The 24,505-nt window shown below is 51.6% G+C and carries 17 protein-coding genes; 16 read left to right on the top strand and 1 reads right to left on the bottom strand.

What is annotated here, in order from left to right:
- The first annotated feature begins 10 nt into the window (after positions 1-10).
- Complete coding sequence (locus DWZ45_RS11575; protein WP_118469194.1) at positions 11-4,003, top strand: glycosyltransferase; 3,993 nt, start codon at positions 11-13, stop codon at positions 4,001-4,003.
- Between the two features lie 169 nt (positions 4,004-4,172).
- Here DWZ45_RS11575 and DWZ45_RS11570 read toward each other — a convergent pair whose 3' ends face one another.
- Positions 4,173-5,516, bottom strand: coding sequence for an MATE family efflux transporter (locus tag DWZ45_RS11570; protein ID WP_118469192.1), 1,344 nt, complete (start codon positions 5,514-5,516; stop codon positions 4,173-4,175).
- A 323-nt stretch (positions 5,517-5,839) separates the two neighbouring features.
- Here DWZ45_RS11570 and DWZ45_RS11565 point away from each other — a divergent pair, with 323 nt between their 5' ends.
- From DWZ45_RS11565 to DWZ45_RS11495, 15 genes are all read left to right on the top strand, one after another.
- Positions 5,840-6,547, top strand: a complete 708-nt coding sequence (locus DWZ45_RS11565; RefSeq protein ID WP_118469190.1) for a nucleotidyltransferase family protein — start codon at positions 5,840-5,842, stop codon at positions 6,545-6,547.
- On the top strand, positions 6,541-7,611 hold the full coding sequence (locus tag DWZ45_RS11560; protein WP_118469188.1) for a GHMP kinase: 1,071 nt from the start codon (positions 6,541-6,543) through the stop codon (positions 7,609-7,611). The genes DWZ45_RS11565 and DWZ45_RS11560 overlap by 7 nt, the downstream gene beginning before the upstream one ends.
- Positions 7,604-8,221: an HAD family hydrolase gene (locus tag DWZ45_RS11555; RefSeq protein ID WP_118469186.1), complete on the top strand. Its 618-nt coding sequence runs from the start codon at positions 7,604-7,606 to the stop codon at positions 8,219-8,221. The genes DWZ45_RS11560 and DWZ45_RS11555 overlap by 8 nt, the downstream gene beginning before the upstream one ends.
- A 59-nt stretch (positions 8,222-8,280) precedes the next feature.
- A complete protein-coding gene (locus DWZ45_RS11550) occupies positions 8,281-10,857 on the top strand; it encodes a potassium transporter KefB (protein WP_118469184.1) in 2,577 nt (858 codons plus the stop codon).
- A 37-nt stretch (positions 10,858-10,894) separates the two neighbouring features.
- Positions 10,895-11,530, top strand: coding sequence for an SIS domain-containing protein (locus DWZ45_RS11545; protein ID WP_118469182.1), 636 nt, complete (start codon positions 10,895-10,897; stop codon positions 11,528-11,530).
- Between the two features lie 78 nt (positions 11,531-11,608).
- The gene (locus tag DWZ45_RS11540) at positions 11,609-13,798 is read left to right on the top strand and encodes a hypothetical protein (protein WP_118469181.1); all 2,190 of its coding nucleotides are present in this window, start codon (positions 11,609-11,611) and stop codon (positions 13,796-13,798) included.
- Positions 13,799-13,814: 16 nt separating this feature from the next.
- Positions 13,815-14,750: a glycosyltransferase family 2 protein gene (locus DWZ45_RS11535; protein WP_118469179.1), complete on the top strand. Its 936-nt coding sequence runs from the start codon at positions 13,815-13,817 to the stop codon at positions 14,748-14,750.
- Positions 14,747-16,210: a hypothetical protein gene (locus tag DWZ45_RS11530; protein ID WP_118469177.1), complete on the top strand. Its 1,464-nt coding sequence runs from the start codon at positions 14,747-14,749 to the stop codon at positions 16,208-16,210. Before DWZ45_RS11535 ends, DWZ45_RS11530 begins: the two co-directional genes overlap by 4 nt.
- 26 nt (positions 16,211-16,236) lie before the next feature.
- Complete coding sequence (gene rfbF, locus DWZ45_RS11525; RefSeq protein ID WP_022360069.1) at positions 16,237-17,010, top strand: glucose-1-phosphate cytidylyltransferase; 774 nt, start codon at positions 16,237-16,239, stop codon at positions 17,008-17,010.
- A gap of 295 nt (positions 17,011-17,305) precedes the next feature.
- Positions 17,306-18,421, top strand: coding sequence for a CDP-glucose 4,6-dehydratase (gene rfbG / locus DWZ45_RS11520; protein WP_118469253.1), 1,116 nt, complete (start codon positions 17,306-17,308; stop codon positions 18,419-18,421).
- Between the two features lie 43 nt (positions 18,422-18,464).
- Positions 18,465-19,820, top strand: coding sequence for a lipopolysaccharide biosynthesis protein RfbH (gene rfbH / locus DWZ45_RS11515; protein WP_118469175.1), 1,356 nt, complete (start codon positions 18,465-18,467; stop codon positions 19,818-19,820).
- 121 nt (positions 19,821-19,941) lie between these two features.
- Entirely contained in the window at positions 19,942-20,835 is an 894-nt protein-coding gene (locus DWZ45_RS11510) for a LicD family protein (RefSeq protein ID WP_118469173.1), read from the top strand.
- Positions 20,836-20,945: 110 nt separating this feature from the next.
- Positions 20,946-21,902: a glycosyltransferase family 2 protein gene (locus DWZ45_RS11505; RefSeq protein WP_118469251.1), complete on the top strand. Its 957-nt coding sequence runs from the start codon at positions 20,946-20,948 to the stop codon at positions 21,900-21,902.
- Between the two features lie 14 nt (positions 21,903-21,916).
- Positions 21,917-23,662 carry a D-alanyl-D-alanine carboxypeptidase family protein gene (locus tag DWZ45_RS11500; protein WP_118469171.1) on the top strand — a complete coding sequence of 582 codons (1,746 nt, stop codon included), beginning with the start codon at positions 21,917-21,919 and terminating at the stop codon, positions 23,660-23,662.
- Positions 23,663-23,850: 188 nt separating this feature from the next.
- Positions 23,851-24,444, top strand: coding sequence for a hypothetical protein (locus DWZ45_RS11495; protein WP_181357194.1), 594 nt, complete (start codon positions 23,851-23,853; stop codon positions 24,442-24,444).
- Positions 24,445-24,505: the final 61 nt, after the last annotated feature.

The raw sequence follows: 24,505 nt of genomic DNA, 5'->3' as shown, positions 1-24,505 counted from the left end.
GGAGATTAAGATGAAAAAAATCAATCAGGAGCTGATCGCTCTGTTTGATAAATACGGCAGTGACCGGCGCCGGGCGCTGCGGGAAAATAAGAAGCTTTCCTATCTGTACGCACTGGCAGATCTGCGGGAAAACCTGCTGGACTGGTGTCAATTTGACCCGGAACAGCAGGCGCTGCAGATCGGGGCGGACGCGGGCGCGCTGACAGGGCTGCTTGCCAGACGTCTATCATCGGTAACGGTGCTGGATGTTTCCGAAGAAAATCTGGAGGTAGTACGCCGTCGTTTCAAGACAGAGCCGGAGCTGGCGGCGAAGATCCGCTATGTCTGTGCGGATGTGGAGACGTATGCGAGGGAAGCGGAAAAGCGCGGCGGGACATATGGATATGTAGTGCTGATCGGGAATTTGACGGCGGCAGATAGGGCTGGACGCGCGGCGCAGATGACAGCCGCAAAACAGCTTCTTTCTGCTCATGGAACCTTGATTGCGGCGGCTTCCAACTGGTTTGGCGTGAAATACATGGCAGGCGCAGAGCGGGAGACGGGCGCACTTTCCTGGAACGAAATGAAGCAGCTGCTTCCGGGCGGGGAATTTTACTATCCGATGCCGGATTACCGGACGGCGGGAGAGATTTTTTCAGATGCCTATCTGCCGAAAAAAGGCGATCTGACTGGTGTGTTACCGGTCTATGACTGTCCGCAGTATATGCTGATGGATATGGGGGCGGCGCTCGATGCAGCCTGCGAGGACGGACGGTTCCCGGAATTTGCGAATGCATTTCTGGTCTTTTGGCAGAGACAGGCTGCGCCGGAAGCAGAGAATGCTTCACAGGACGTTATCTATGTGAAATACAACCGCACCCGTGAAGACTGCTTCCAGATCCGGACAGAGATCCGTGAAAAGAATGGAACCCGCGAGGTCTGGAAGACGGCGCTCTATCCGGAGGGAAAGGCGCACATCCAGTCCTTCGAAGAAAAATATCAGGTGCTTGACCGTCAGAATCCGTCCCTGAAACTGGCAAAACCGGAGCTTCAGGACGAGGGAATGACAGCGGTCTTTCCGTATTTAGAGGGAAAAACGCGGGCGGAACTTCTGGGAGAAATTCTGACTGCCCAGGGCGCGGATGCGGAGGTTTCCGCGATCCGGGCTGCGATGGATGAGATCTACAGCATCCGCCCGGAGGAACGCAAACCATTTGCGGTGACACCGGAATTTATCAAGGTATTTAATGCGCTGGGCGAGCTGGATTCCTATCGGGATAAAGAGACAGAAAATGGCGGCGGATGGGCTTCTTTAGGGGCAGTTCTTGCGGACGAGAGCTACAGCGCCTCCAACATTGACGCCCTTTTTGAAAATATGCTGGTGACGGCGGACGGAACCTACGCGATCGACTATGAGTGGGTCTTCTTATTCCCGGTTCCGGCTGGCTTTGTGAAATACAGGACACTGGTTTATTTCTACCGCCGTTATAAGAGTCTGTTGGGCGGTCAGGCCGAGCGGGAATTTATCGGACAGTTCCCGGAGTATGTGAAGGCGGATGAGAAGCTGCTTTCGCTTTACGAGGCGATGGAACGCGGCTTCCAGGAGTACGTGCACGGGGAAAACCAGCGCACCTACCAGGAAGATTACATGGTAAAGACGAAGACATTAGCCGATCTTTCCCATGTGGACGGAGAACTTGCAAGGGCAAACGAACGTCTGGATGCGCTCCGGGCAGAAAATTCGGAAAAAGATACGGCACTCCGCAAAGTGCAGGAGGTACAGCGCCTGACGAATAACCACGTAGCGAATCTGGACGTTATCATTTCTGATCTGCGCCATGAAAATGCAGAGCTTGGCAAGACGCTGACCTACTTAAATGGTCATGAGGCGGTCATTTTCAAGGTGCGCCGCAAGCTCGGACAGGCATTTAACCGGTGCTATCCAAAGGGCACGGTACGCCGCAAGAAGCTCGGCTACTGGAAACGCACAATTCTTCATCCGGGCAAAATGATGAAGATGTACACCACCGAGGAAGGAAAGAACCTTATCAAAGGTGATTTTGAGATAGGTGAGGAGTATCTGACTTACGGAAAAATCCACCTTCCGAAGGAAGAAAATCCGACGGTTTCCATCGTAATTCCGGTATACAACCAGATTCACTATACTTATCTATGCCTGCAGTCGATTCTGGAGCATACGAAGGATGTGAGTTATGAGGTTATCATCGCAGATGACGTTTCAACCGATGCCACCGAGCATCTGGCGGAGTTTGCCGATAACCTGGTGATCTGCCGCAATCAGACCAATCAGGGATTCTTGCGCAACTGCAACCAGGCGGCGAAGGCGGCGCGCGGCAAATACGTGATGTTTTTAAACAACGATACCCAGGTAACAGAAGGCTGGCTAAGCTCCCTGGTAAATCTCATTGAATCTGACTCCACCATCGGTATGGTAGGGTCTAAGCTGGTATATCCGGATGGACGTTTACAGGAGGCAGGCGGCATCATCTGGAGCGATGGTTCCGGCTGGAATTACGGCCGCCTCGACGATCCGGATAAGGCAGAATATAACTACGTCAAGGATGTAGACTATATTTCCGGCGCAGCGATCCTTTTATCCACCGCACTCTGGAAGCAGATCGGCGGTTTCGACGAGCGGTTTGCCCCGGCGTACTGCGAAGATTCGGATCTGGCATTTGAGGTACGGAAAGCGGGCTACCGCGTCGTTTACCAGCCAAAATCCAAGGTCATCCATTTCGAAGGCATTTCCAACGGAACGGATGTCAACGGAACCGGTCTGAAACGGTATCAGGTGGAAAACAGCGAGAAGCTCAAAGAAAAATGGAAAGAAGAGTTCAAGAACCAGTGCGTCAACAACGGCAATCCGAATCCATTCCGCGCACGCGAGCGCAGCATGGGCAAAAAGATCATTGTCGTGATCGATCACTATGTGCCGACCTTTGACAAAGACGCTGGTTCCAAGACAACGTTCCAGTACCTGAAAATGTTCCTGAAAAAGGGGTATGTTGTTAAGTTTATCGGAGATAATTACCTCCATGAGGAACCGTATACGTCTACGCTGCAGCAGATGGGAATTGAGGTCCTCTACGGACAGGAATACCTGACCGGTATCTGGGACTGGCTGGTGAAAAATGGAAAAGATATCCACGTGGCATATCTGAACCGTCCGCATATCGCGACGAAATATGTGGATTTTATCAAAGAACACACGGATATCAAGATGATTTATTACGGTCACGACCTTCATTTTATGCGTGAGTTCCGCGAGTATGAGCTGACCGGCGATGTGAAAAAGCGTCAGGAATCCGAATATTGGAAATCGATCGAGTTTTCACTCTTCCACAAAGTGGCGGTGTCTTATTATCCGTCCTACGTCGAAGAAGAGGCGATCCACGCCGTTGATGAGACGATTCCGGTCAAGGCGATCACGGCATATGTCTATGAGGAGTTTTTACAGAATCTGAACAAAGACTTCGCCAAACGGGAAGGACTCCTGTTTGTCGGCGGCTTTGCGCATCCGCCGAACGCAGACGCGGTGCTCTGGTTCGCGAAAGAAGTATTCCCGAAGATCCGGGAACAGATCAAGGTCAACTTTTACATCGTAGGTTCCAAAGTAACCGACGAGATCAAAGCACTGGAACAGCCTGGAAACGGCATTATCGTCAAAGGTTTTGTAAGTGAAGAAGAACTGGCAGACCTGTACCGGAACTGCCGGATTGTAGTGGTACCGCTCCGCTACGGCGCAGGTGTTAAGGGCAAGGTGGTAGAAGCTATCTATAACGGTGCCCCCATCGTCACCACCTCCGTCGGCAGCGAGGGAATCCCGGATGTAGAAAAAGTTCTCCTCGTCAAGGATCAGCCGGACGAATTTGCCGAGACAGTCGTAGAGCTCTACAAAGACGAAAAACGCCTGGAAGACTTGGCAGAGAAAACGCAGGTTTATATCCGCGAGCATTTCAGTATTGATGCGGCTTGGGATGTGATTAAGGAAGATTTTGAATAAAAAATAGTAAAAGATAGAAAATTATATATAAAAGAAAACGATCAGGGGGAATGTGCTTCTGATCGTTTTCTTGCGTAAGGATAATTTAAAGTTATCCAAGGAAGGAAAGAGCCAGCTACGCCGGCATGCTGCAGGCTCTTTCCTGTACTACCGGGTAGAGCACTCTATATTACCGATCGTTCTTCCGCAGCGCTTCCACCCGTCCATACCTCCGATACATCAAAAGCTCAAATACCACCATACAAGCCCATCCAATCGTCGTACCAATCGCTACAGCCTGAATTCCCAGCCGTCCAAACAGCGCATAACTGATCACAACGCGGATCGGAATCTGCACCAGAGTCGCGAACAGGGTGATCATCAGGTGCCCGATTCCCCGGTAATATCCCTGAAAGGTATTGGTGATACCACTGATGAAGTAAAAACCAGCCATCGGCACCAGATAGGACATGCCCTGACGCAGCGCCTCCGTTTCGTTTGGTTTTAAGAAAATGCCGAGCAGCGGGTGACGGCAGAACAGCACGACCACCGCTGTCAAAATAATATAAATTTCTGCAATCACCAGCATTTTCCGAAGCCCTTTCGGAATCCGGTCATACTCTTTCGCGCCGAGGTTCTGTGCGGAGAACGTCGTGATAGATGCCGCGAGGCTGTCGCCCGGGGCGAGCACGTAGCTGTCGATGATGGAGACGGCATTAAAAGCGGCAACTGCATCGACACCGAGCGCATTGACGCCGGACTGGACGAGCAGGCGGCCGACGTAGAGAATCGTCTGCTGGACGGCGGAAATGGAGCTGAAATCGAGCGTTTTTTTGAGCATCGAGGTTTTCAGTTTCAGATCCCGGATGCCGAGGCGTAAGAGGGGCACTTTCGCCCAGATATAGACGAAGAGGGCGAGCGCAGAGACCGCTTGCGAGATGATCGTAGCGATTGCCGCACCGGAAACACCGAGGCGGCAGATGCCAACCAGGAATACATCCAGGAATACATTGACAACGGTCGTCAGGATCAGGACATAGAGCGGCGCTCTGGAATCTCCGATCGCGCGCAGAGCGGCGGAGAAAATATTGTAAAAAAAGGTAAAAATAAGACCCAGCGAGATAATCTGCAAATACAAGGATGCCTGCGCCGATATCTCTTCCGGCGTCTGCGTCAGGCGGATAAACAGGCGGCTTCCGGCCAGTGAGATTCCGGAGAGCACGATGGTCAAAAGCAGTCCGGAGAGTACAGAGGTCGCAAATTCATCTTTCAAATTCTGGTAATCTTTTGCTCCAAAGTAGCTTGCCATCAAAATCGATGCGCCAAGTGACAGTCCCACAATCAGAAAAGTCAGGATATTCATGATCGGACCCGCCGCGCCGACCGCCGCCAGCGCCTCTTTTCCGTAAAACTGTCCGACGACTACCGAATCGACCGTGTGGTAGAGCTGCTGGAAGAGGTTGCCGAACACCAGCGGAACCGCGTAGGCAATCAGGTGCCCCGTTATATTTCCTTTTGTCATATCACGAGCCATACGCATTTCCTCCAAATCCCAATTTATAACTAAGATTGTAACACGGAACAGAGTGTCTGCCAAATAAAAAAATCTGTCGAATCATGCAAAAAAATCAACAAATTGTTGCAATTTCCGCAAGGAAGCGCTGCAAATCCGATGGGAAAGTGGTAACAGCATAAAACCGCCCTATCTAGTGGAAATCACTAGGGAAATGTGGTAAGATATATAAGTTAAACTGGACTTAATAGCGGTTGACAGATTGACAAAAGTAAAAATTGTATCTTTCAGTATAAAAACAGTAAAAATTGAGTTAGAAACAACAGACAGAAAGGAAGTACAGTATGCAGGCAATCATTCTGGCTGGCGGACTGGGGACGCGGCTTCGCAGTGTGGTAAGCGATCGTCCGAAACCGATGGCGCTGGTTGAAGGTAAGCCGTTTCTGGAGTATGTGCTTCAGGGGCTGAAAAAAAGCGGAATTGATGATATTATTTTTGCCGTCGGTTATAAGGGCGGCATGGTGGAAGAATATTTTGGAGACGGATCGCGGTTTGGCATCCGGGCGCGGTATGCGTATGAGGAAGAGCTGCTCGGCACGGCGGGCGCGATCAAGAATGCCGGGAAATATGTGACGGACGAGCAGTTTTTTGTCCTGAATGGCGATACATTTTATCAGATGGATTTCGGTGATTTGAGCCGGATCCAGCAGGAAAAAAATCTGGAGATGGCGCTGGTTCTGCGCGGTGTGTCGGATATTTCCCGTTATGGGGCGGCGCGCCTGACCGACGGGCTGCTGACCGCTTTTAATGAGAAAAACGGTAATACCGGGGCGGGCACGATCAACGGCGGTGTGTACCTGATGAAGCGGGCGCTGCTGGATGAGATTCCGGAGGGAAAAGTTTCGCTGGAAAATGAGTGCATTCCCAGGTGGATGCAGGAGGGAAGACGTCTCGGCGGCATCGTAAATGACGGCTATTTTATTGATATTGGTGTGCCGGAGGATTATTTCCGGTTCCAGGAGGACGTAAGAAAAGGAGACATTACATGGTAATCAGAGGAAGAGCGCCGCTGCGCGTGAGCTTTGGCGGCGGCGGTACGGATGTAGAACCATTCTGTGTAGAACAGGGCGGTGCCATTATCGGAAGTACTATCAATAAATATGCATATTGTTCGATCATTCCGAGGGATGATGACCAGATCACGGTTCATTCCCTGGATTTTGATATGACAGTCAAGTACAATGCGAAGGAAAATTACGTCTGCGATGGACGGCTGGATCTTGTCACGGCAGCGCTGCGGGCGATGGATATCAAGCAGGGATGCGAGGTTTATTTACAGTGTGATGCTCCGGCTGGTTCGGGACTTGGAACCTCTTCGACCGTCATGGTAAGTCTTCTGACCGCGATGGCGCGCTGGAAAGGAATTACGCTGGATAATTATGCGATGGCGGATCTGGCTTACGGCGTGGAGCGGATCGATCTGGGGATTTCCGGTGGTTATCAGGATCAGTATGCGGCGACCTTCGGCGGCTTTAACTTTATCGAATTTCACGGACGCAACAACGTCGTGGTAAACCCGCTCCGCATCCGCCGCGATATTATCAATGAGCTGCAGTATAACCTGTTGTTATGCTACACGGGCAATATCCATGTATCCGCGAATATTATCAAGGATCAGGTAAGCAACTATAAGAAACCGGATGCATTTCAGGCGATGTGCGAGGTAAAGGCGCTTTCCTATGCGATGAAGGACGAGCTTTTAAAGGGAAATCTCCACAATTTCGGCCGCCTCCTGGATTACGGCTGGGAGAGCAAGAAGCGGATGAGCAGCAAGATCACAAATCCGCAGATTGATATGCTCTATGACGAGGCGAAAAAAGCGGGCGCTCTCGGCGGAAAGCTTTTAGGTGCTGGCGGCGGCGGATTCCTTCTTGTGTACTGCCCATACAACGTTAAACATCAGGTGGCGCGCCGTCTGGAAGCGGCAGGCGGACAGCTGATGGATTGGAATTTCGAACTGCGCGGCGCTCAGAGCTGGATCTGCGATGAGGACCGCTGGGACTACCGCGATATTCAGGTGCAGATGCCGGATAAGGAGTATACATTCCATGTGTAAAAATAGCTGTAAAGTAGTATTCCTCGACCGTGACGGTACGATGAACGTGGAGGTCAATTATCTTCACCGAAAAGAGGATTTGAAGCTGATTGACGGCACCGCAGAGGCGATCCGTCTTCTGAACAAGGCTGGATATAAGGTGATCGTCATCACCAACCAGGCGGGCGTGGCGAGAGGCTATTATACCGAGGCGGATGTAAAAATCCTTCATGATTATATGAATGAGGTGCTGGGGCGTGACGGAGCACACGTAGATGCGTTCTACTATTGCCCGCACCACCCGGAGCATGGGATCGGGATTTATAAGAAAAAATGCCATTGCCGTAAGCCGGAGACGGGAATGTTTGAGATGGCAGAGCGGGATCTGACGGAGGGCATTGATAAGATGCATTCCTATATGATCGGGGACAAGCGCATCGACGCGCAGGCAGGAAAAAACTTTGGCGTGACCGGAGTTCTTGTCGGAACCGGCTATGGGGCAAAAGAACACGCGGAAGATATGGCGGCTGGACTTATAAAAGAGGACGGAAGCTGCCCGGCGGGCGGTTATGACGTGTATGCAGATACGCTGCTGGATGCGGTGCGCGGGATTTTAGGCGGGCGTATATAGAATGTTGCTCACAAAAAGATTCCGGGAGTACATAAGCTAGAAAGAGAGGAACTATCGACATGCAGAATCAGAGACAAAACGGACGACCAAACGCAGCCGTGCGCATGGCTGGTCTTTTTCTGGTGCTGTTCTGTGTGGCGGCGGTTCTGATTCCGGCGAAAACACTGTTTACGGGAAATGGTTTTTTTGCAGATTACATTCATTTCACGGAATCGAAGAGAATGTATGTGGAGATCGCGATTCTGGCAGTCTTGATCTTTGGGGGGCTGGCGCTTTTGAAGCGCGGACGCAGCCGGATGTACTGGCTTCTGGCGGTGGTGCTGGTGTTTTCCTGGATTCACGTGGTATTTCTGCCAATGGTGGTATCGGCGGCATATATGCTTAGCCTGTTGGCGATCGGGCGGTTTCTGAGAAAACAGGTGTTTTTCAGGGAAACGATTTGGGAGCGGCCTTATTTTTCTTTTTATATGGATTTTCTTTTTGGTGTCTCCTTTGCAATCGTTGTGTATTGCATCCTTTCTGCCCTTGGCGTTGGAAAAATTGCCTGGATGCGCCTTATCGTCTATGCTCTGGGAGCGGCGGCGCTGGGATTTGATTTTTCCTCGATTTTCCACCAGTGCATCAAGGGATGGCAGACGCTTTCCCGGATGCTGGATGGCAGGGATAAGGTGTCGGTTCATGTGATTGAGACAGGGAAACAGGCGTTACTGTTCACAGGTAGGCACTTTTGGAACCGAAAGTGCCGTAAGAAAACGTGGTGGCAGCAGGAATTTGCCGTATTTAAATGCGAAGCCACGGCAAATTCCGTTACTGGGCACGTATGCGTGAACAGTAACAAACCGGCTGGCAGCGGGAGATCGAGGGAAATACCGCGCCGGGTGCGCCGGGCATGGACGCTGGCGGCTGGCTGGTGTGCCCTGATGTTCCTGATTCAGGTGGGACGCCTGAATATCGCACTCGACTTTGATACACTCTGGTATGGTGTGCGTTCCCAGTACATTGTGGCAGGCGGAACCGGGCTGTATGAGAATCCGGGGCTGGTCGGCATGGTCTATGTGTATTCGAAGGGCTTTGAGGTGCTGACTCTGCCGCTCTGCGATCTGGCGAGTCACAGCTACCTGACGTTCTTTAACCTCTGGCTGGCAGTTCTGGGAATTGGGGCGATGGTCTGGAATGCGGTGCTGCTGACGGGCAATCGAAAGCAGGAGACAGAAAAGAAACTAACGTATCACAGCGTCTTGCCGGGAATTATGGCAGCTGTTTTGACGGTTTCGGTGCCGGGCATCATGAATATGGCGCTCACAGCCAAGGCGGATTTGATTACGTGGCTGCTGCAGCTTATTATGCTGGGATGTTTCTTTCAGTATATTCATGTGTATGAAAATCATTGGATATTCCTCTCCGGGGCAGCCGGTTCCTATTTCCTGTCCCTCACGATGAAGCCGACCTCCCTGGTCTTTTCCACTGCCGTATTTGGCATGATGGGGCTGTACCTTCTGTGGTTCTGGTTTCATGAGCGCGGGGCGGCGGCTGACCTGTTTCACCATATGGTCCGCCTGATTGGCTCCTTATGCCTGCCGTTTGGGGCATTGGTTGGTATCTGGGCGCGGACGATGAAGATCACGGGAATGCCGGTCACTTCGGTGTTTACTTCGATTTTTGCATGGTTTGGTTTTAAAATGAAATACCCATTTGCCACCTCGGAGCTGCCGCAGAATTATCAGGAGGAATCAACGCTTCATGTGCTGGCGCGGCGCATATGGCAGATGCTGATGCAGCCGCAGGGTGAAGATATGGGGCATGTAATTCTGGCGTGGGGAACCTCGCTGATGGCGGTGCTGATTGTGATGCTGGTGCTTTATGGGATTTTCTCCAAAAAGGGAGATGAGCAGTCCCATATCTGGAACGCGGCATTGGTGATTTTCTTCCCATTTGTGATCGTCAGCCTGATCAGCCTGTCGATGCTTTACCAGATCGACGGAAATTATTTCATGCTTCTGTATTCTATGCTGATTCTGGGGGCATGCCGGGCGATGGTGTATTTTAAGAAAATCGGCTTTTATCCGCTCGCGTCGAAGTGCCTGGCGCCGTTGCTGGTATTAAATCTGATTGTCACGGCGATCAGCAGCTGGGCGTGGACGGCTGGATTTTCGGAGATTCATCTTCTGAATAAAGGGCGTGTCAATCACCGGGCGCAGGAACAGGCGCGGATAGAGGAAAAGGGAAACACGCTGATCTGGCAGGAAGTGTCGCAGGATCCGGAAAACCGGGTGATCGCATTTGGAACGCATCCGTACTGTTTGCAGTTCCCGTGCAATGTGGAGTCGTATAAGGATATTACATCGCCGTGGGGCAACGTCGAACTCGTCAACTCGCCGGAGGCGTTTGAAACCTATATGGCGTATGCGAAGACAGATTATGTCTACGCGGAAGCAGGCTATCTGGGACCGGGAAGCTGGGAGTGGAGTCTGGATCTTCTGCGGGAGCTGATCCGCAGAGGCAGCCTGACCGATCTGTTTTTTGAAAATGGAAATATGCTTGCGCGGGTATCCGACACAGCGGTGCCGGAGGAAGAAGCGCAGAACAATCTGGAACTGTTTGAGCGGGAGTATTTATTTTATGATGCAGAAGCTTAATAGACATCGAAAAAACTGACAGGAGGAAATAGAAATCATGAAGGAATACGAGTACCTAGACGAGCTGATCAGCCGCTATCCGGTTCTTGCACCGGTGAAAGCGGATATTCGCACTGCGTATGAGACGCTGAAAGAGTGCTATGAGCGCGGCGGAAAACTTCTGATTGCCGGAAATGGCGGAAGCTGTGCGGATTCGGAGCACATCGTGGGCGAGCTGATGAAGGGGTTTGTGAAGAAACGCCTGGTTTCGGCGGAGATAGAGGCGGCGCTTAAAACGGTAGACCCGCAGATGGGAGCGGAACTTTCCGAAAAGCTGCAGCAGGGACTTCCGGCGATCGCGCTGACTGGTCATGCAGGACTGACCACCGCATTTATGAATGATGTGGACGGCAGCATGACTTATGCGGAACAGGTGCTTGGATATGGAAAAGAGGGGGATGTGTTCCTCGGAATCTCAACCTCGGGCAATTCAAAAAATGTCCTGTATGCAGCCGTGACGGCAAAGGCAAAGGGGCTTAAGGTTATCGGGCTTCTGGGACGCGACGGCGGGCGGATCCGTGGGTACAGCGACACTGCGATTGTCGTGCCGGAGCAGGAGACATTTAAGATTCAGGAGCTGCATCTTCCGGTGTACCATGCACTGTGCCTGATGCTGGAAGAATATTTCTTTTAAGATATATTTTGTTTCATGGAAAGGAAGTAATGATTCAGCAGGTTCATGAAGAAAACTGGATGATTACAAGGGAAAAGTATGTTATTTGGAAACAGGCCGGCAGACAAAACGGCGAAATGGAGAGTCAGTACCCGCAGCTTTGCAGTGCTGCTTGCCTATACGCTTTTTATCTGGTGGTTGGAAGTGCTGGATCTTCTGGCATGGCTTTTACACATACCACAGGGAACGGTTTTGTCGCGGGCGGCAGCGCTCGTTTTATGTGGCGCTGTCATGGCGGCAATCGGAAGATTTGAATGGGACCATGCGGGAGTGAGTCCGCTTTTTATAGTGGGAAGCTTGTTCATCCTGGCGTTCTTTTCGGTCAAGGGATTTGCCCCGGATCAGAGCTATGATACGCAGAACTATCACCTGCTGTCGCAGATACCCGGATTTGTGGACAACCTTCATTATCATGTGATACCGGGACGGTTCCAGATGTTCGGTTTCCGGCTGGGCGACCGGATGTTTTATCCATTCAGGGCGCTTTTTGGGCTTCGGATGGGGACAATGTTAAACGCACTGGCGATGCTTGTGATTTATCGGCAGGTAACGGTGTTCCTGAGCATGGAGGCAGACCGGCTGGAAAAAAAATGCAGCTGGTCGAAGCATCTTGCGCCGGTACTGGCATTTCTGATTGTCAGCCGCCTGGAGTTGATTCAGGAGAGCGGCAGCTACATGGTCGAGCTTCTGGCGCTGCCATTTCTGCTGGAAATGGTATTTCTGCTTCTGCGCGGGCTGGATGAGGCGAAGCGGGAGCACGAGGCGGTTTTATTCTGCCTGTTTGGTGGAATCCTGTTCTGCCTCAAGATGACGAATATCGTGTATCTGGTGCCGCTGGTGCTTCTGTATCTGTGGAAAATCCGGAAGTATCTGACGCCGAAGCTGTTTCTGGGATGCCTGGTGACGGGGGTGATTCCCGTCAGTGTGTACCTGATTTACAATGGGATAGCGATGAAAAATCCGGTTTATCCTTATTATAACAGCCTGTTTCATTCGCCATATTTTGGGGAAATGGACTTTAAGGACCCGAGATGGGGACCCAGCAACATAAAAGAGTTCCTTTTGTGGGCATATTCGATGATCCGGCATCCAGATTACCGCCTGAGTGAGATTCCGGCGAAATACAACCTGGATCTGGCGCTGATGTATCTGGGAGCGGCGGGGGCCGGTCTCTGCTGGATTTGGAAGCGGGTCAGAAGCAGGACGGGAACCTTATTTCTGCTGTATGCCGCATCCTTTGTCCTCTGGGCGGCAACGACGGGGCACAGCCGTTATTTTATGGGCGGACTCTTATTCGCCGGAATGCTTTGCGGGTGCCTGGTGTTGCGGGGAATGGCTTCCACTTCTTTCGGTCTGACAGGCGGTGTTGTATTTGCAATTATGTTTTTAGCTGTTTACGCCGGGCGCGCTTACAATGCTTACACCTGTGTCTGGAACGGCGGGGAATGGGCGATGCGGGCGGTGAGCCGTGAGAGTATCCGCAGCAATCTGCCTTATGTATTTCACGATCATCAGCTGTTTACACCGGAAGAACGTTCCAAGATTGACCGCATTTTCCTGACCTGGTCGGATGTGGGAAGTTATGCGCGGCTTGCGGGCGAAGATGTGCCGGTCTGGAACCGGTATTCGATCGTCAATGAGCTGTCGGGGCAGAAAGACGCCTATAGCGATGAAATCGAGGCGGCGATGGAGGCAGGCGAGGGCATCTATGACATGATACCGCAGGGGCTTGAGACGTTGGAAAGCTATCTGGAATGGATGAATGAGGCGGGATGGTACGTGCATGATATGGAATATCAGGAAACAATCCTGCAGGGTGTCCAGTCCTTTACGCTGGCAGGGCTTGAGATGGCGCATGGACGCGAAAATTGCTGGTACCGCACCCAGGAGACTTTCATGGATGCACAGGAAACGGAAAAAGAAGTACCAGAATGGCGCTGGGAGAATACCAGCGGGGACGATCATCCGACTATCCGGGCGGTTCTGTGCGATCCGGACTACTGGATGATGAAGCAGCCATTTGAAGTGGAGATCATCGTCTCGGATGGGACAAACAGCCGGACGGCTGCTGTGATCCAGGCGGGGCAGAAGGAATATGAACCGATGGAAGTACAGCTTGATCTGACAGGGCTTCAGGGAGAGATAAAATTGGAACTGGTAAGTACAGCTGAGACCAAACGGGCTGTCGTGATCAATCCGGAATGGTTCGCCGGAACGGTGGAAGAGTGAAAACGGGAGGAGAAAAATGGACAAGATAGCGGTATTAATTCCGTGTTATAATGAAAGCCAGACGATCGCCAAGGTGGTCAAGGACTACCGCGAGGCATTGCCGGAGGCAACGATCTATGTATATGACAATAATTCATCGGATCACACGGATGAGATTGCCAGAGAGGCAGGCGCGGTTGTGCGCTATGAATACCAGCAGGGCAAGGGAAATGTCATCCGCAGCATGTTCCGCGACATTGACGCGGAGTGCTATGTCATGACGGACGGCGATGACACCTACCCGGCGGAGGACGCGAGAAAGCTGGCAGACCAGATTTTACAGGGAAAAGCGGATATGGTCATCGGCGACCGCCTTTCTTCGACGTATTTTACCGAAAATAAGCGTCCGTTCCACAATACGGGAAATCGTCTGGTGCGTGGGCTTATCAACCTGATTTTCAAGAGCAATATCAAGGATATCATGACAGGCGCGCGCGCATTTAACTATGAATTTGTCAAGAGCTTCCCGATTCTTTCGACCGGATTTGAGATTGAGACGGAGATGAGCATCCATGCGCTGGACAAGAACTTTAAGCTGGTGGAGATCCCGGTTGGATACCGTGACCGCCCGGAGGGAAGTGTGTCAAAGTTAAATACGTTTTCGGATGGATTTAAGGTGCTCCGCACGATCGCGAGACTCTTCCGGGATTACAAGCCATTTGCGTTCTTTGGATGGCTGGGACTCATTTGTTTTGCGATTGCAACGGCATTTTTCGCGCCGGTGCTCAGCGGCTATCTGGCAACCGGCATGGTGCCGAAGTTCCCGACCCTGATCGCGTGTTCCGGGCTTTATGTGATTTCGTTCCTGCTGTGGATCAGCGGTGTGATTCTGGAGGTTATCACGAAGAAACACCGTCAGTTATTTGAACTTTACTTGAACCAGCTGAGCATTTTAAAGAGGAGAGACGGATGAAACGCCGTGTATTTTTAGGGCTTCCGGTTATTTTGGGGATTTTATTTTATATCTGGTATATATTTCATGCCTCAGACAATGTGGCGTATTCGGATTATATCCGGCTGATCAATTCATATCTGCCGGATGTGACAAATCCGGCGAAATTCTTTGTACCGGATATCCTGACGCGCGTTCCGATCACGTATCTGGGGCGCATCATCAATGTGAAACTATTTGGCTATAATGCGTATTTTGACATGATTCTGGGTGTTTTGAGCCTGGGTGCGGGCGCGGCGGTGCTGGCGCTCTACGCAGAGCGGAACCGCTCGGTCGGCTATCTTTCCTTCCTGTTGATTCAGTTTGTATATTTCAGCCTGAATAAATGGGAAATGATGACGAACGGGACCGGCTGGGTCTGCACTCTGTCGATCTCCGGATTTTTATTCCATTTTGCAGTCCTCGACCATGCAGCGGCGACCCGGTGCCGGAATATGTCTGACCGGGTGCTTCTGGCAATTCTGCCGATCCTGCTGGTCGTGCTGGTGGCAGGACCGTACAGCGGCGGCTATGCGGTGATTCTGGTGCTGGCATACGGCGCACTGTGGCTGGCGGATCGGCGCGGGGGTGCTGAAACAAGCAGCCGCTCCTGGAGCCGAAAGTGCCGGAGAACCTGGTGCATCGGGGCATTGACAACGGTTCTTGCGATGGTATTATATCTTTGGAGCAGTTCACAGGCAGTTTACGTACACCGTGGAGCAGTGACTGATGTTTCAATCGCTCAGGAATTTGCCGCCCAGCCACTCTTTTTCCTGCGGTTTCTGCTGAAAGCGGTGGCATCGTCGGTGATCGGCGTGGCGCAGATTCAGGAGCTGGAGGCAGGAAGCCCCTGGTTTGTCCGGCTGCATCTGGTGTATCTGCTGGGGCTGGCAGTGTTTGTTTCGTATCTGCTGGCACTGTATCTGAATGTGCGGTTTCAGCTTTATAAAAAGACTATTTTTCCGCTTCTGCTGGTTCTCAGCGGCGGCTGTAACCATCTGCTGGTGCTGGCGGCGCGGTGGATTTTCCTGAAGGACGAGTACGGGATGTCCTCGCGGTACGAGATACAGTACCAGATGGGAATTGTAGGAATTCTGCTTACGTTTGCACTCGTCTGGAGTATGTGCCGGGAAAAGGCGCAGGAAACAGAGGCAGATAAGGCGAAAACACGCGCGCCGGAGAAACGGGCAGTACGCACACCTTTAAAGGTCTGTATGCTGGCATTTACCGTGCTGACGGTCTTTGGAAATGCATGGACAACCCGGGCAGAAATCCGGACAGCGCCGTACCGGAAAGCATATTTACAGGTATCAAGGGAGCTGGGACTGAATTACCGGACGGCGAGCGATGAGGATCTGGAAACCTACCTGCATAACGACCCGGATGCAGTGCGGGATGCGATGAGAATTTTGGAAGAAAACCATTTGAACATATTTCGATAAAAACGATGGACGGAAGGAGAAGTGCAATGAAAGTTGTAATATTAGCGGGTGGATTCGGCACACGAATCAGCGAGGAAAGCCATTTAAAACCAAAGCCAATGATCGAGATCGGAGAACAGCCGATTCTCTGGCATATCATGAAGCACTATTCCCAGTATGGATTCAATGATTTTGTGATCTGTCTGGGCTACAAACAGTATGTAGTAAAAGAGTATTTTGCCGATTATTTCCTGCATACGTCGGATGTGACCTTCGATCTGGCGAAGAACGAGATGCAGGTGCATAACAACTATTCCGAGCCGTGGCGCGTGACGCTGGTCGATACCGGACTGCACACGATGACGGGCGGTCGTATCAAACGTATCCGCGATTACATTGGGGATGAGACGTTCATGCTGACCTACGGCGACGGCGTTTCCAACGTGGATCTGGACGCGCTGGTGGCATTCCACAAGCAGCACGGCAAGATCGCGACCCTGACCGGCGTCAACATTGGACAGCGTTTCGGTGTCATGGATGTTGACAGCGACGGACACATCCGCGAGTTCCGTGAGAAGAACGATGATGACGGCAAGATCGTCAACGGCGGCTTCATGGTACTCGAACCGGGCGTCTTTGACTATATCGAGGGCGATGATACCGTCTTTGAGAAAGCGCCGTTGGAGCAGCTTGCCAAGGACGGACAGCTGATGGTATACCGCCACGACGGTTTCTGGAAATGTATGGATACCCAGCGTGACAAGATGCAGCTGGAACAGATGTGGCAGGAAGGCAATGCGCCCTGGAAGCTGTGGAAATAATATGTTACTGTACACGCATACGTGCCCAGTAACGGAATTTGCCGTGGCTTCGCATTTAAATACGGCAAATTCCTGCTGCCACCACGTTTTCTTACGGCACTTTCGGTTCCAAAAGTGCCTACCCGTGAACAGTAACAATAATATACTGTAAGGGAAAATTCAAGGAATAGACACAAATCCTGTAAGAAAGTATGATATAATGAGCGCAGAAGAAAAGAATGCGGCTGCGAAGCAGACATATTCTTTTCTTGCGCCATTAACGAACGAACACGAAATAATTAAAAAGAGGAAAACCATGGAACTTCTTGATTTTTATAAAGGAAAACGGGTCCTTGTGACCGGTGACACAGGCTTTAAGGGAAGCTGGCTGGTCCGCATCCTCCATCTGGCGGGGGCGGAGGTAACCGGCTATGCGCTGAAAGCGCCGACCGAGCCGTCGATGTTTGAGATCCTGCATCTGGGGGAGACGATTCACCATGTGGATGGGGATGTGCGCGATTTTGCCCATTTAAAACAGGTGTTTGATGAGACGAAGCCAGAGATTGTACTCCATCTGGCAGCGCAGCCGATCGTGCGCGAGTCGTACCGGGATCCGGTCGGCACGTATGCGGCGAATGTCATGGGTACGGTTCATGTGCTGGAATGCGCCAGACAGTGTGAATCCGTCCGCTCTCTCGTCAATGTGACGACGGACAAGGTTTATGAAAATAAGGAATGGGAGTACGGTTACCGCGAAAATGACCCGCTGGACGGCTACGATCCGTATTCCAATAGCAAATCCTGTTCGGAGCTGGTGACACACAGCTATAAGCAGTCGTTCTTCACGGACGGCCGCTGCGCCGTCTCAACCTGTCGTGCTGGCAATGTGATCGGCGGCGGTGATTTTGCGGCGGACCGGATCGTGCCGGACTGCGTGCGCGCAGCGGAAAAGAAAGAGCCGATCATCGTGCGGAATCCGCATTCGACGCGCCCGTTCCAGCATGTGTTAGAGCCGCTGTTTTTGTATCTGACGGTGGCAAAGGCGCAGTGGGAAAATGCGGAGCTGGCGGGCTGCTACAACGTCGGACCGGATGACTGTGACTGCGTCAATACAGGACGTCTGGCGGATCTGTTCTGTGAAACATGGGGCGGCGGGATGCATTGGATCAACCGCTATGACGGAGGTCCGCATGAGGCGAATTTTCTGAAACTGGATTGTTCCAAAGTGAAAAAGGTATTTGGCTGGAAGCCGCACTTCCATGTAGAAGAGGCGATGGCTGCGACGGTGGAATGGTCGAAGAAGTGGCTTGCCGGAGCGGATATGCGCGAGGTGACGGATGAGCAGATCCGGGCGTATGCGGCTCGGTTTGAAGAAAAACAGATAGATGCAGGCGGCTGCACGAAAGGTGTGTCTGGCAGCAGGCAGAGCTGATACGGCTGCGGCAGAGAACGGTAGCAAAAGCAGGAGGAGAAACATGTCAGAAGAAAAAGTAACCCTGTCGGACGGAAAAGAGGCTGCGCGTCAGCAGATTCTCGATCTGGTGGCAGAGTATTGTGATAAATATCATAATCAGAAAAAAGAATTTACTGAGGGACGGCGGATTCCGTATGCGTCCCGCGTTTACGATAACCATGAGATGGTCAATCTGGTAGACAGTGCGCTGGAGTTCTGGTTGACCTCCGGACGTTACACCGATCAGTTTGAGGCGGGGCTTGCGAACTACCTGGGCGTCAAATACTGTTCCCTTGTAAACTCCGGTTCCTCCGCGAACCTGATCGCATTTATGGCGCTGACTTCCCCATTGCTGGGAGAGCGCCGGGTGTGCCGCGGCGATGAGATTATCACGGTTGCGGCAGGTTTCCCGACGACGGTAACCCCGGCGATCCAGTATGGCGCAGTTCCAGTGTTTGTGGATGTGACGATTCCACAATACAACATCGACGCCGATAAGCTGGAGGCGGCGCTTTCAGAGAAGACGAAAGCGGTTATGATCGCCCACACACTGGGAAATCCGTTTGATTTACAGAAGGTAAAAGAATTCTGTGACCGTCATAACCTGTGGCTGGTGGAGGACAACTGTGATGCCCTCGGAAGCCGCTATGAGCTGAACGGCGAGTGGCATTTTACCGGTACGATCGGAGATATCGGAACGTCCAGCTTTTATCCGCCGCACCACATGACGATGGGCGAGGGCGGCGCCGTGTACACGGACAATCCGCTTTTAAACAAGATTATCCGTTCCTTCCGCGACTGGGGACGCGACTGTGTCTGCCCGTCCGGCTGCGATAACCTCTGCGGTCACCGATTTGACCGCCAGTATGGTGAGCTGCCGCTTGGATACGACCATAAATATGTATACTCCCATTTTGGATATAATTTAAAGGCGACCGACCTGCAGGCGTCGATCGGCTGCGCGCAGCTTGAAAAGTTTCCATCCTTCGTGGAGCGCAGAAAACACAATTTCGCCCGTCTGAAAGCGGGACTTGCCGGAACCGAGGACGCATATATCCTGCCGGTTGCCTGTGAGCATTCCGATCCGAGCTGGTTTGGTTTCCTTCTGACCTGCCAAGAGGGCGTGGATCGGAACAAGGTAGTCAAATATGTCGAGGAAAAGGGCGTGCAGACGCGTATGCTCTTTGCCGGAAACCTGATCAAGCATCCGTGCTTTGATGAGATGCGGAAAGAAAACTGCGGCTACCGCGTAGCCGGAACTCTGGAAAATACCGACCGTATCATGCGCGATACCTTCTGGGTCGGCGTTTATCCGGGCATGACAGATGAAATGATTGATTATATGGCAAAGACACTTCGTGAGGCATGCCGTCAGTAGGGACGGGGACCGCGGCAATTCACAGGCGGGGAGATACTCTGCCTGTAAGAAAATGCCTGTGAAAATGAGCAGCTGTGACAGAGAATGAGCAGTTGCAGGAGAAAATGAGGGGACAACCATCATGAATGAGGAAAAATCAGAGAGCCGCAGGGCGGTCAAACTGCCGCCGTATCCGGGGCTTGAGAAGGTTCACCGGGCGAATCTGCGCCTTTTGAAGGAGATAGACCGGATCTGCCGGAAATACAAGATTTCCTATATGCTGGATTCCGGGACACTTTTGGGCGCAGTGCGTCATGAGGGATTTATCCCGTGGGATGATGATGTCGATCTGGCATTTACACGTGCCAATTATGAGATGTTTTTGAAGGTAGCGCCGCGGGAGCTGCCGGAGGGAATGTCCCTGCTGCGCCCGGAGGAGATCCGGGGCGGCAAGGTGTTTTATGATTTTACAACGCGCGTCATCTATGACAACAGCCGCGTCCATGAGGACAATGAGCAGATGCAGTTTTATGAGGGAAAATTAAACCATCTCTGGGTGGATCTGTTCGTCCTTGACCGCCTGCCGGATAGTAAGGTGGGCGCGTGGAGCGCAAAATTTCTTCAGAAGGTTATTTATGGAATGGCGATCGCACACCGTGATCAGATTGATTTCAGCAAATACAGCCTGATGGATAAGCTGCGGGTTGGTGTGCTGGCAGGTGTGGGACACCTTGTCCCGATGCCGGTTTTATTTAAGCTGCAGAGACTTGCAGCGGCGAAGGATCGCAAAAAGAAAACGAAACACTGGTATTACAGCAATTACCAGCCGGATTATCTCTATGTAACGCTGGAGGGCGCATGGTGCGAGCACGCGGTGGATCTGCCGTTTGAGGACACAAAGCTGATGGTGCCGGTGGGCTATGAGCATGTGCTGGAGTGGATTTACGGCGACTATATGACGCTGCCGCCGGTGGAAAAACGGGTTCCGGCACATTCTTCGATAGCGATCGAAATTTTGGATGACCCGGATGCTTAATTGAAAGATGAAATATGAGTAAGAAAGATAAGAAAAAACGGACAGACAGCATGGAAGATAAGAAGAAAAATGAAACCAGACAGTCGACCATGCAGAACAGGATGGAAAATATGAACGGACAGAAACCAAAGACGATCTCGATCGTGATTTCTGTTTACAACGAGGAAAAGGCGCTGCATGAGTTCTATCGGGAGGCAACTCCGGTTTTTGAGGCGCTGCCGTGGAATTACGAACTGATTTTTGTCAACGACGGAAGTGCGGACGCCTCGGGGCAGATTCTGGCAGAACTGGCGGCAGCGGATCCGCGGGTACGTGTGATCAACTTTTCCCGCAACTTTGGCCATGAGGCGGCGATGCTTGCGGGGCTGGATCACAGCATCGGGGAGGGCATCGTGTGTATGGATGCCGATCTGCAGCATCCGCCGGAATGTGTGGCGCAGATAATCGAAAGATTCGAAGAGGGCTATGAGGTTATCAACATGGTCCGGACGAAAAATAAATCGGCTGGATTCATCAAAAACCTGACGTCTTCTGCTTTTTATAAATTTTTGAACAAGATTTCAGATGTGAAGCTGGAAAATAACGCATCCGATTTCTTTGCGCTGACTGCCAATGCGGCGCAGGTGTTAAAGACCAATTACCGGGAAAAAGTGCGTTTCCTGCGCGGCTATGTGCAGAATATCGGATTTAACCGGACGACCATCGAGTATGAGGCGAGAGCCAGGGTGGCGGGCGAGAGCAAGTACAGTATTCGTAAATTATTTAAATTTTCGATCAATACGATTCTCTGCTTTTCGGATCTGCCGCTAAAGCTCGGCATTTACTCGGGAATTATCGTGGGCTTTCTGGGGCTGCTCGTGATGCTGGAAACGATTTATGAGTGGGCGGTCAAAGGAACGCCCAATGGTTACGCGACGATCGTAGTGCTTTTATGCTTTATGTTCGCGATGCTGTTCGTGATTGTGGGAATTATCGGGGAGTATATCGCGATCCTGTTTACAGAATTGAAGGATCGTCCAATTTATATCGTTCATGATACAAAAGGATTTCCGGAAAAGGAAAGCTGACAGGAAGGAATCGTATGAAGAGATTAAGACGTTTACTGATAAGTTTGATGATCACGGCACTGATGGCTGCCGGAATGCCGATGACGGCATTTGCAAAGCCGGACTGGCCCTCGGATACGGGGATCGAGTCGGAGGCAGGCATTGTCATGGATGCGGACTCCGGGGCGGTTTTATTTGGGCAGAACATCCATGTGCAGAAGGCGCCGGCAAGTATCACGAAAATATTGACGGCGCTCGTAGTCATTGAGAACAGCAGTCTGGATGATACGGTCACATTTTCCCACGATGCCGTTTACAACGTGGAAGATGGCAGCGGAAACAAGAACGCCATCGAGGAGGGCGACACGCTTTCGGTGCGCGATTGTCTCTACCTGCTGCTGATGCGTTCTTCCAACCAGGCGGCGAATGCGCTGGCGGAGCATGTGGGCGGAAGCCGCGACGGTTTTGTGAAGATGATGAACGAGAAGACGGCGGAGCTTGGCTGTGAGAACAGCCATTTTGCGAATCCGTCCGGTCTGAATGACGACACACAGCTCACTTCGGTGTATGATATGGCGCTGATCGCATCGGCGGCGTATAAAAATGACACGCTTTTAACGATCAGTAAGGATAAGAGCTACCGATTACCGGCGACGAAGAACAATCCGGACGGTGTGACCATCCAGCCGGAGCACAAGCTTCTTATCACGACTGACACAGAGAGTCCGAACTATTATCCATATGCGGTGGCCGGAAAGACCGGTTACACATCCGTTGCGGGGCAGACGCTTGTTACCTATGCGATCAAGGATGACAGACGCCAGATTGCGGTCACGATGAAGAGTACGCAGGCGACCCATTATCAGGATACGATTGCATTGCTGGATTTCGGCTTTCTACGGTTTGAAAATGTAAATATTTCGGAAAATGAGACGGCATACACAAGCGGCGATCAGCCGGTGCAGATCGGAGACAATAGCTATCAGCCGTCCGATTTATCGATGGATACGTCGGCAGTCATCACGATCCCGAAGGATGCTTCGTTTGCGGATGCGGAGAAGACGGTGGTAACGGATCTGCCGGAGGATGCACCGCTGGGCGCGGTGGCACTGCTTTCTTACAAATACAACGACCGCAAGATCGGACAGGTGTATCTGATCAGCGCATCGGCGGCAGAAGCGGCAGCAAACGGGGAGACGGCTCCGGATGACGGAAATACGGCATCGGATCCGGCAGCATCCAATACAGGCGCGTCCGGAAAACCGAAGCAGGCGAAATCTTCGTTCCACCTGACCCTGCCGAAACTTCCGAAAGTATCGGTGAGAACGGTGCTGATTGTGGTCGTCAGTGTGCTTCTGGCAGCGGCGTGTGCGGCGCTTGTATGGTTGTTCTACCAGTGTCATCAGGAAGAAAAGAGACGCCAGGAGGAGCGGAGAAAACGGAGAAGACAGCGTCTGCAGGAGATCGGCTGTTCGCGGGAAGAGTTTGAAAAACTGCTTGAAAAGCGGATGGGCGCGTCCTACAGGGCGCCTGGCACAGCGGAGGCAGATGAGAGCACAGAGCAGGCGGAGTCTGACATGGATGTGCGATCTGGTTCAGGACAGGTTCCGGCGGCAGATGCAGCCGCGTCCCGGCTGGCAGAGAGTGGAAAAGTAAGAACTGGTTCCACGGAAAAGAAGCCGCTGAAAGAAAAACCTGCACAGAAAGAGGCAGAGGATGCTAAAACACAGCAGGGTGTGCAGGAGGATGACACAGAGCTTACGGTTGAGGATTTGGATTGACAACCTGGATGCGCTAAATGGCGGTAAAATGGTCCAGATGGATTGTTTACGGGAAATTTTGGAAAGTATGAAGATTTTTTGAATTTTTCTAAAATGACTACAAAAACAAAAGGCGATATTATATAATAGCCATGCGGTTCGGGCTGGTTCCGGCTGTGAATGAGTGAATGAAGGGATAGAAGAACACAATGAAAAAACTTCTGATAATGATGGTTGCGTGTATGGCGCTGCTCAGCGGATGCACGGAGAGTACGATTGTAAAACCGACTTCTGAGACGGTAGTCGGAGATCCGAATTTTGAGACCCAGGAAAATGTTGAGATCGACTGGACACAGGTCAGCACGGACGCGGAAGACATGTTCAAGGATACAAGTACCTACGAGTACGGCCGCGATTTCCATTTCTATATGGAGCCGAACAAGAAACAGATCATGCTGATCTGGGTAGTGGCAGATGATCTGCCGGATGATCAGATAGGAACCTATGCGGAAGATTTAATCAAGGGATTCAACGACATTGTCCACACCCAGGACTTCTCGATTGAGATGTCCGGTGAAGATTCCTACGGCGGACTGTGGAAACAGTATGCACTGTCCTACAGCATCGTTCCGGAGAGCGACCAGGATAACGAGGACGCATGGTTTATCAGTGGTTCCTATGAGGCTGGCGCAGATTTCAAACTTCCGGATACCAAAGAGCTGATTTCCAAGGTGAAAGAGAAAGAAGCAGCAGGCGAGTACGATACGACTGAGGCGGAGGAAGAGACAGAGAACGCAGAATAAGAGGTTGTCTGCACAGACACGGGATATTTTCTGTGTATAATTAAGAGAAAAGTGATCAAAA

The sequence above is a fragment of the Clostridium sp. AF32-7AC genome (genome assembly GCF_003477925.1).
Classification (GTDB): domain Bacteria; phylum Bacillota; class Clostridia; order Lachnospirales; family Lachnospiraceae; genus Otoolea; species Otoolea fessa.
This window is presented reverse-complemented; position numbering and strand designations above follow the sequence as displayed.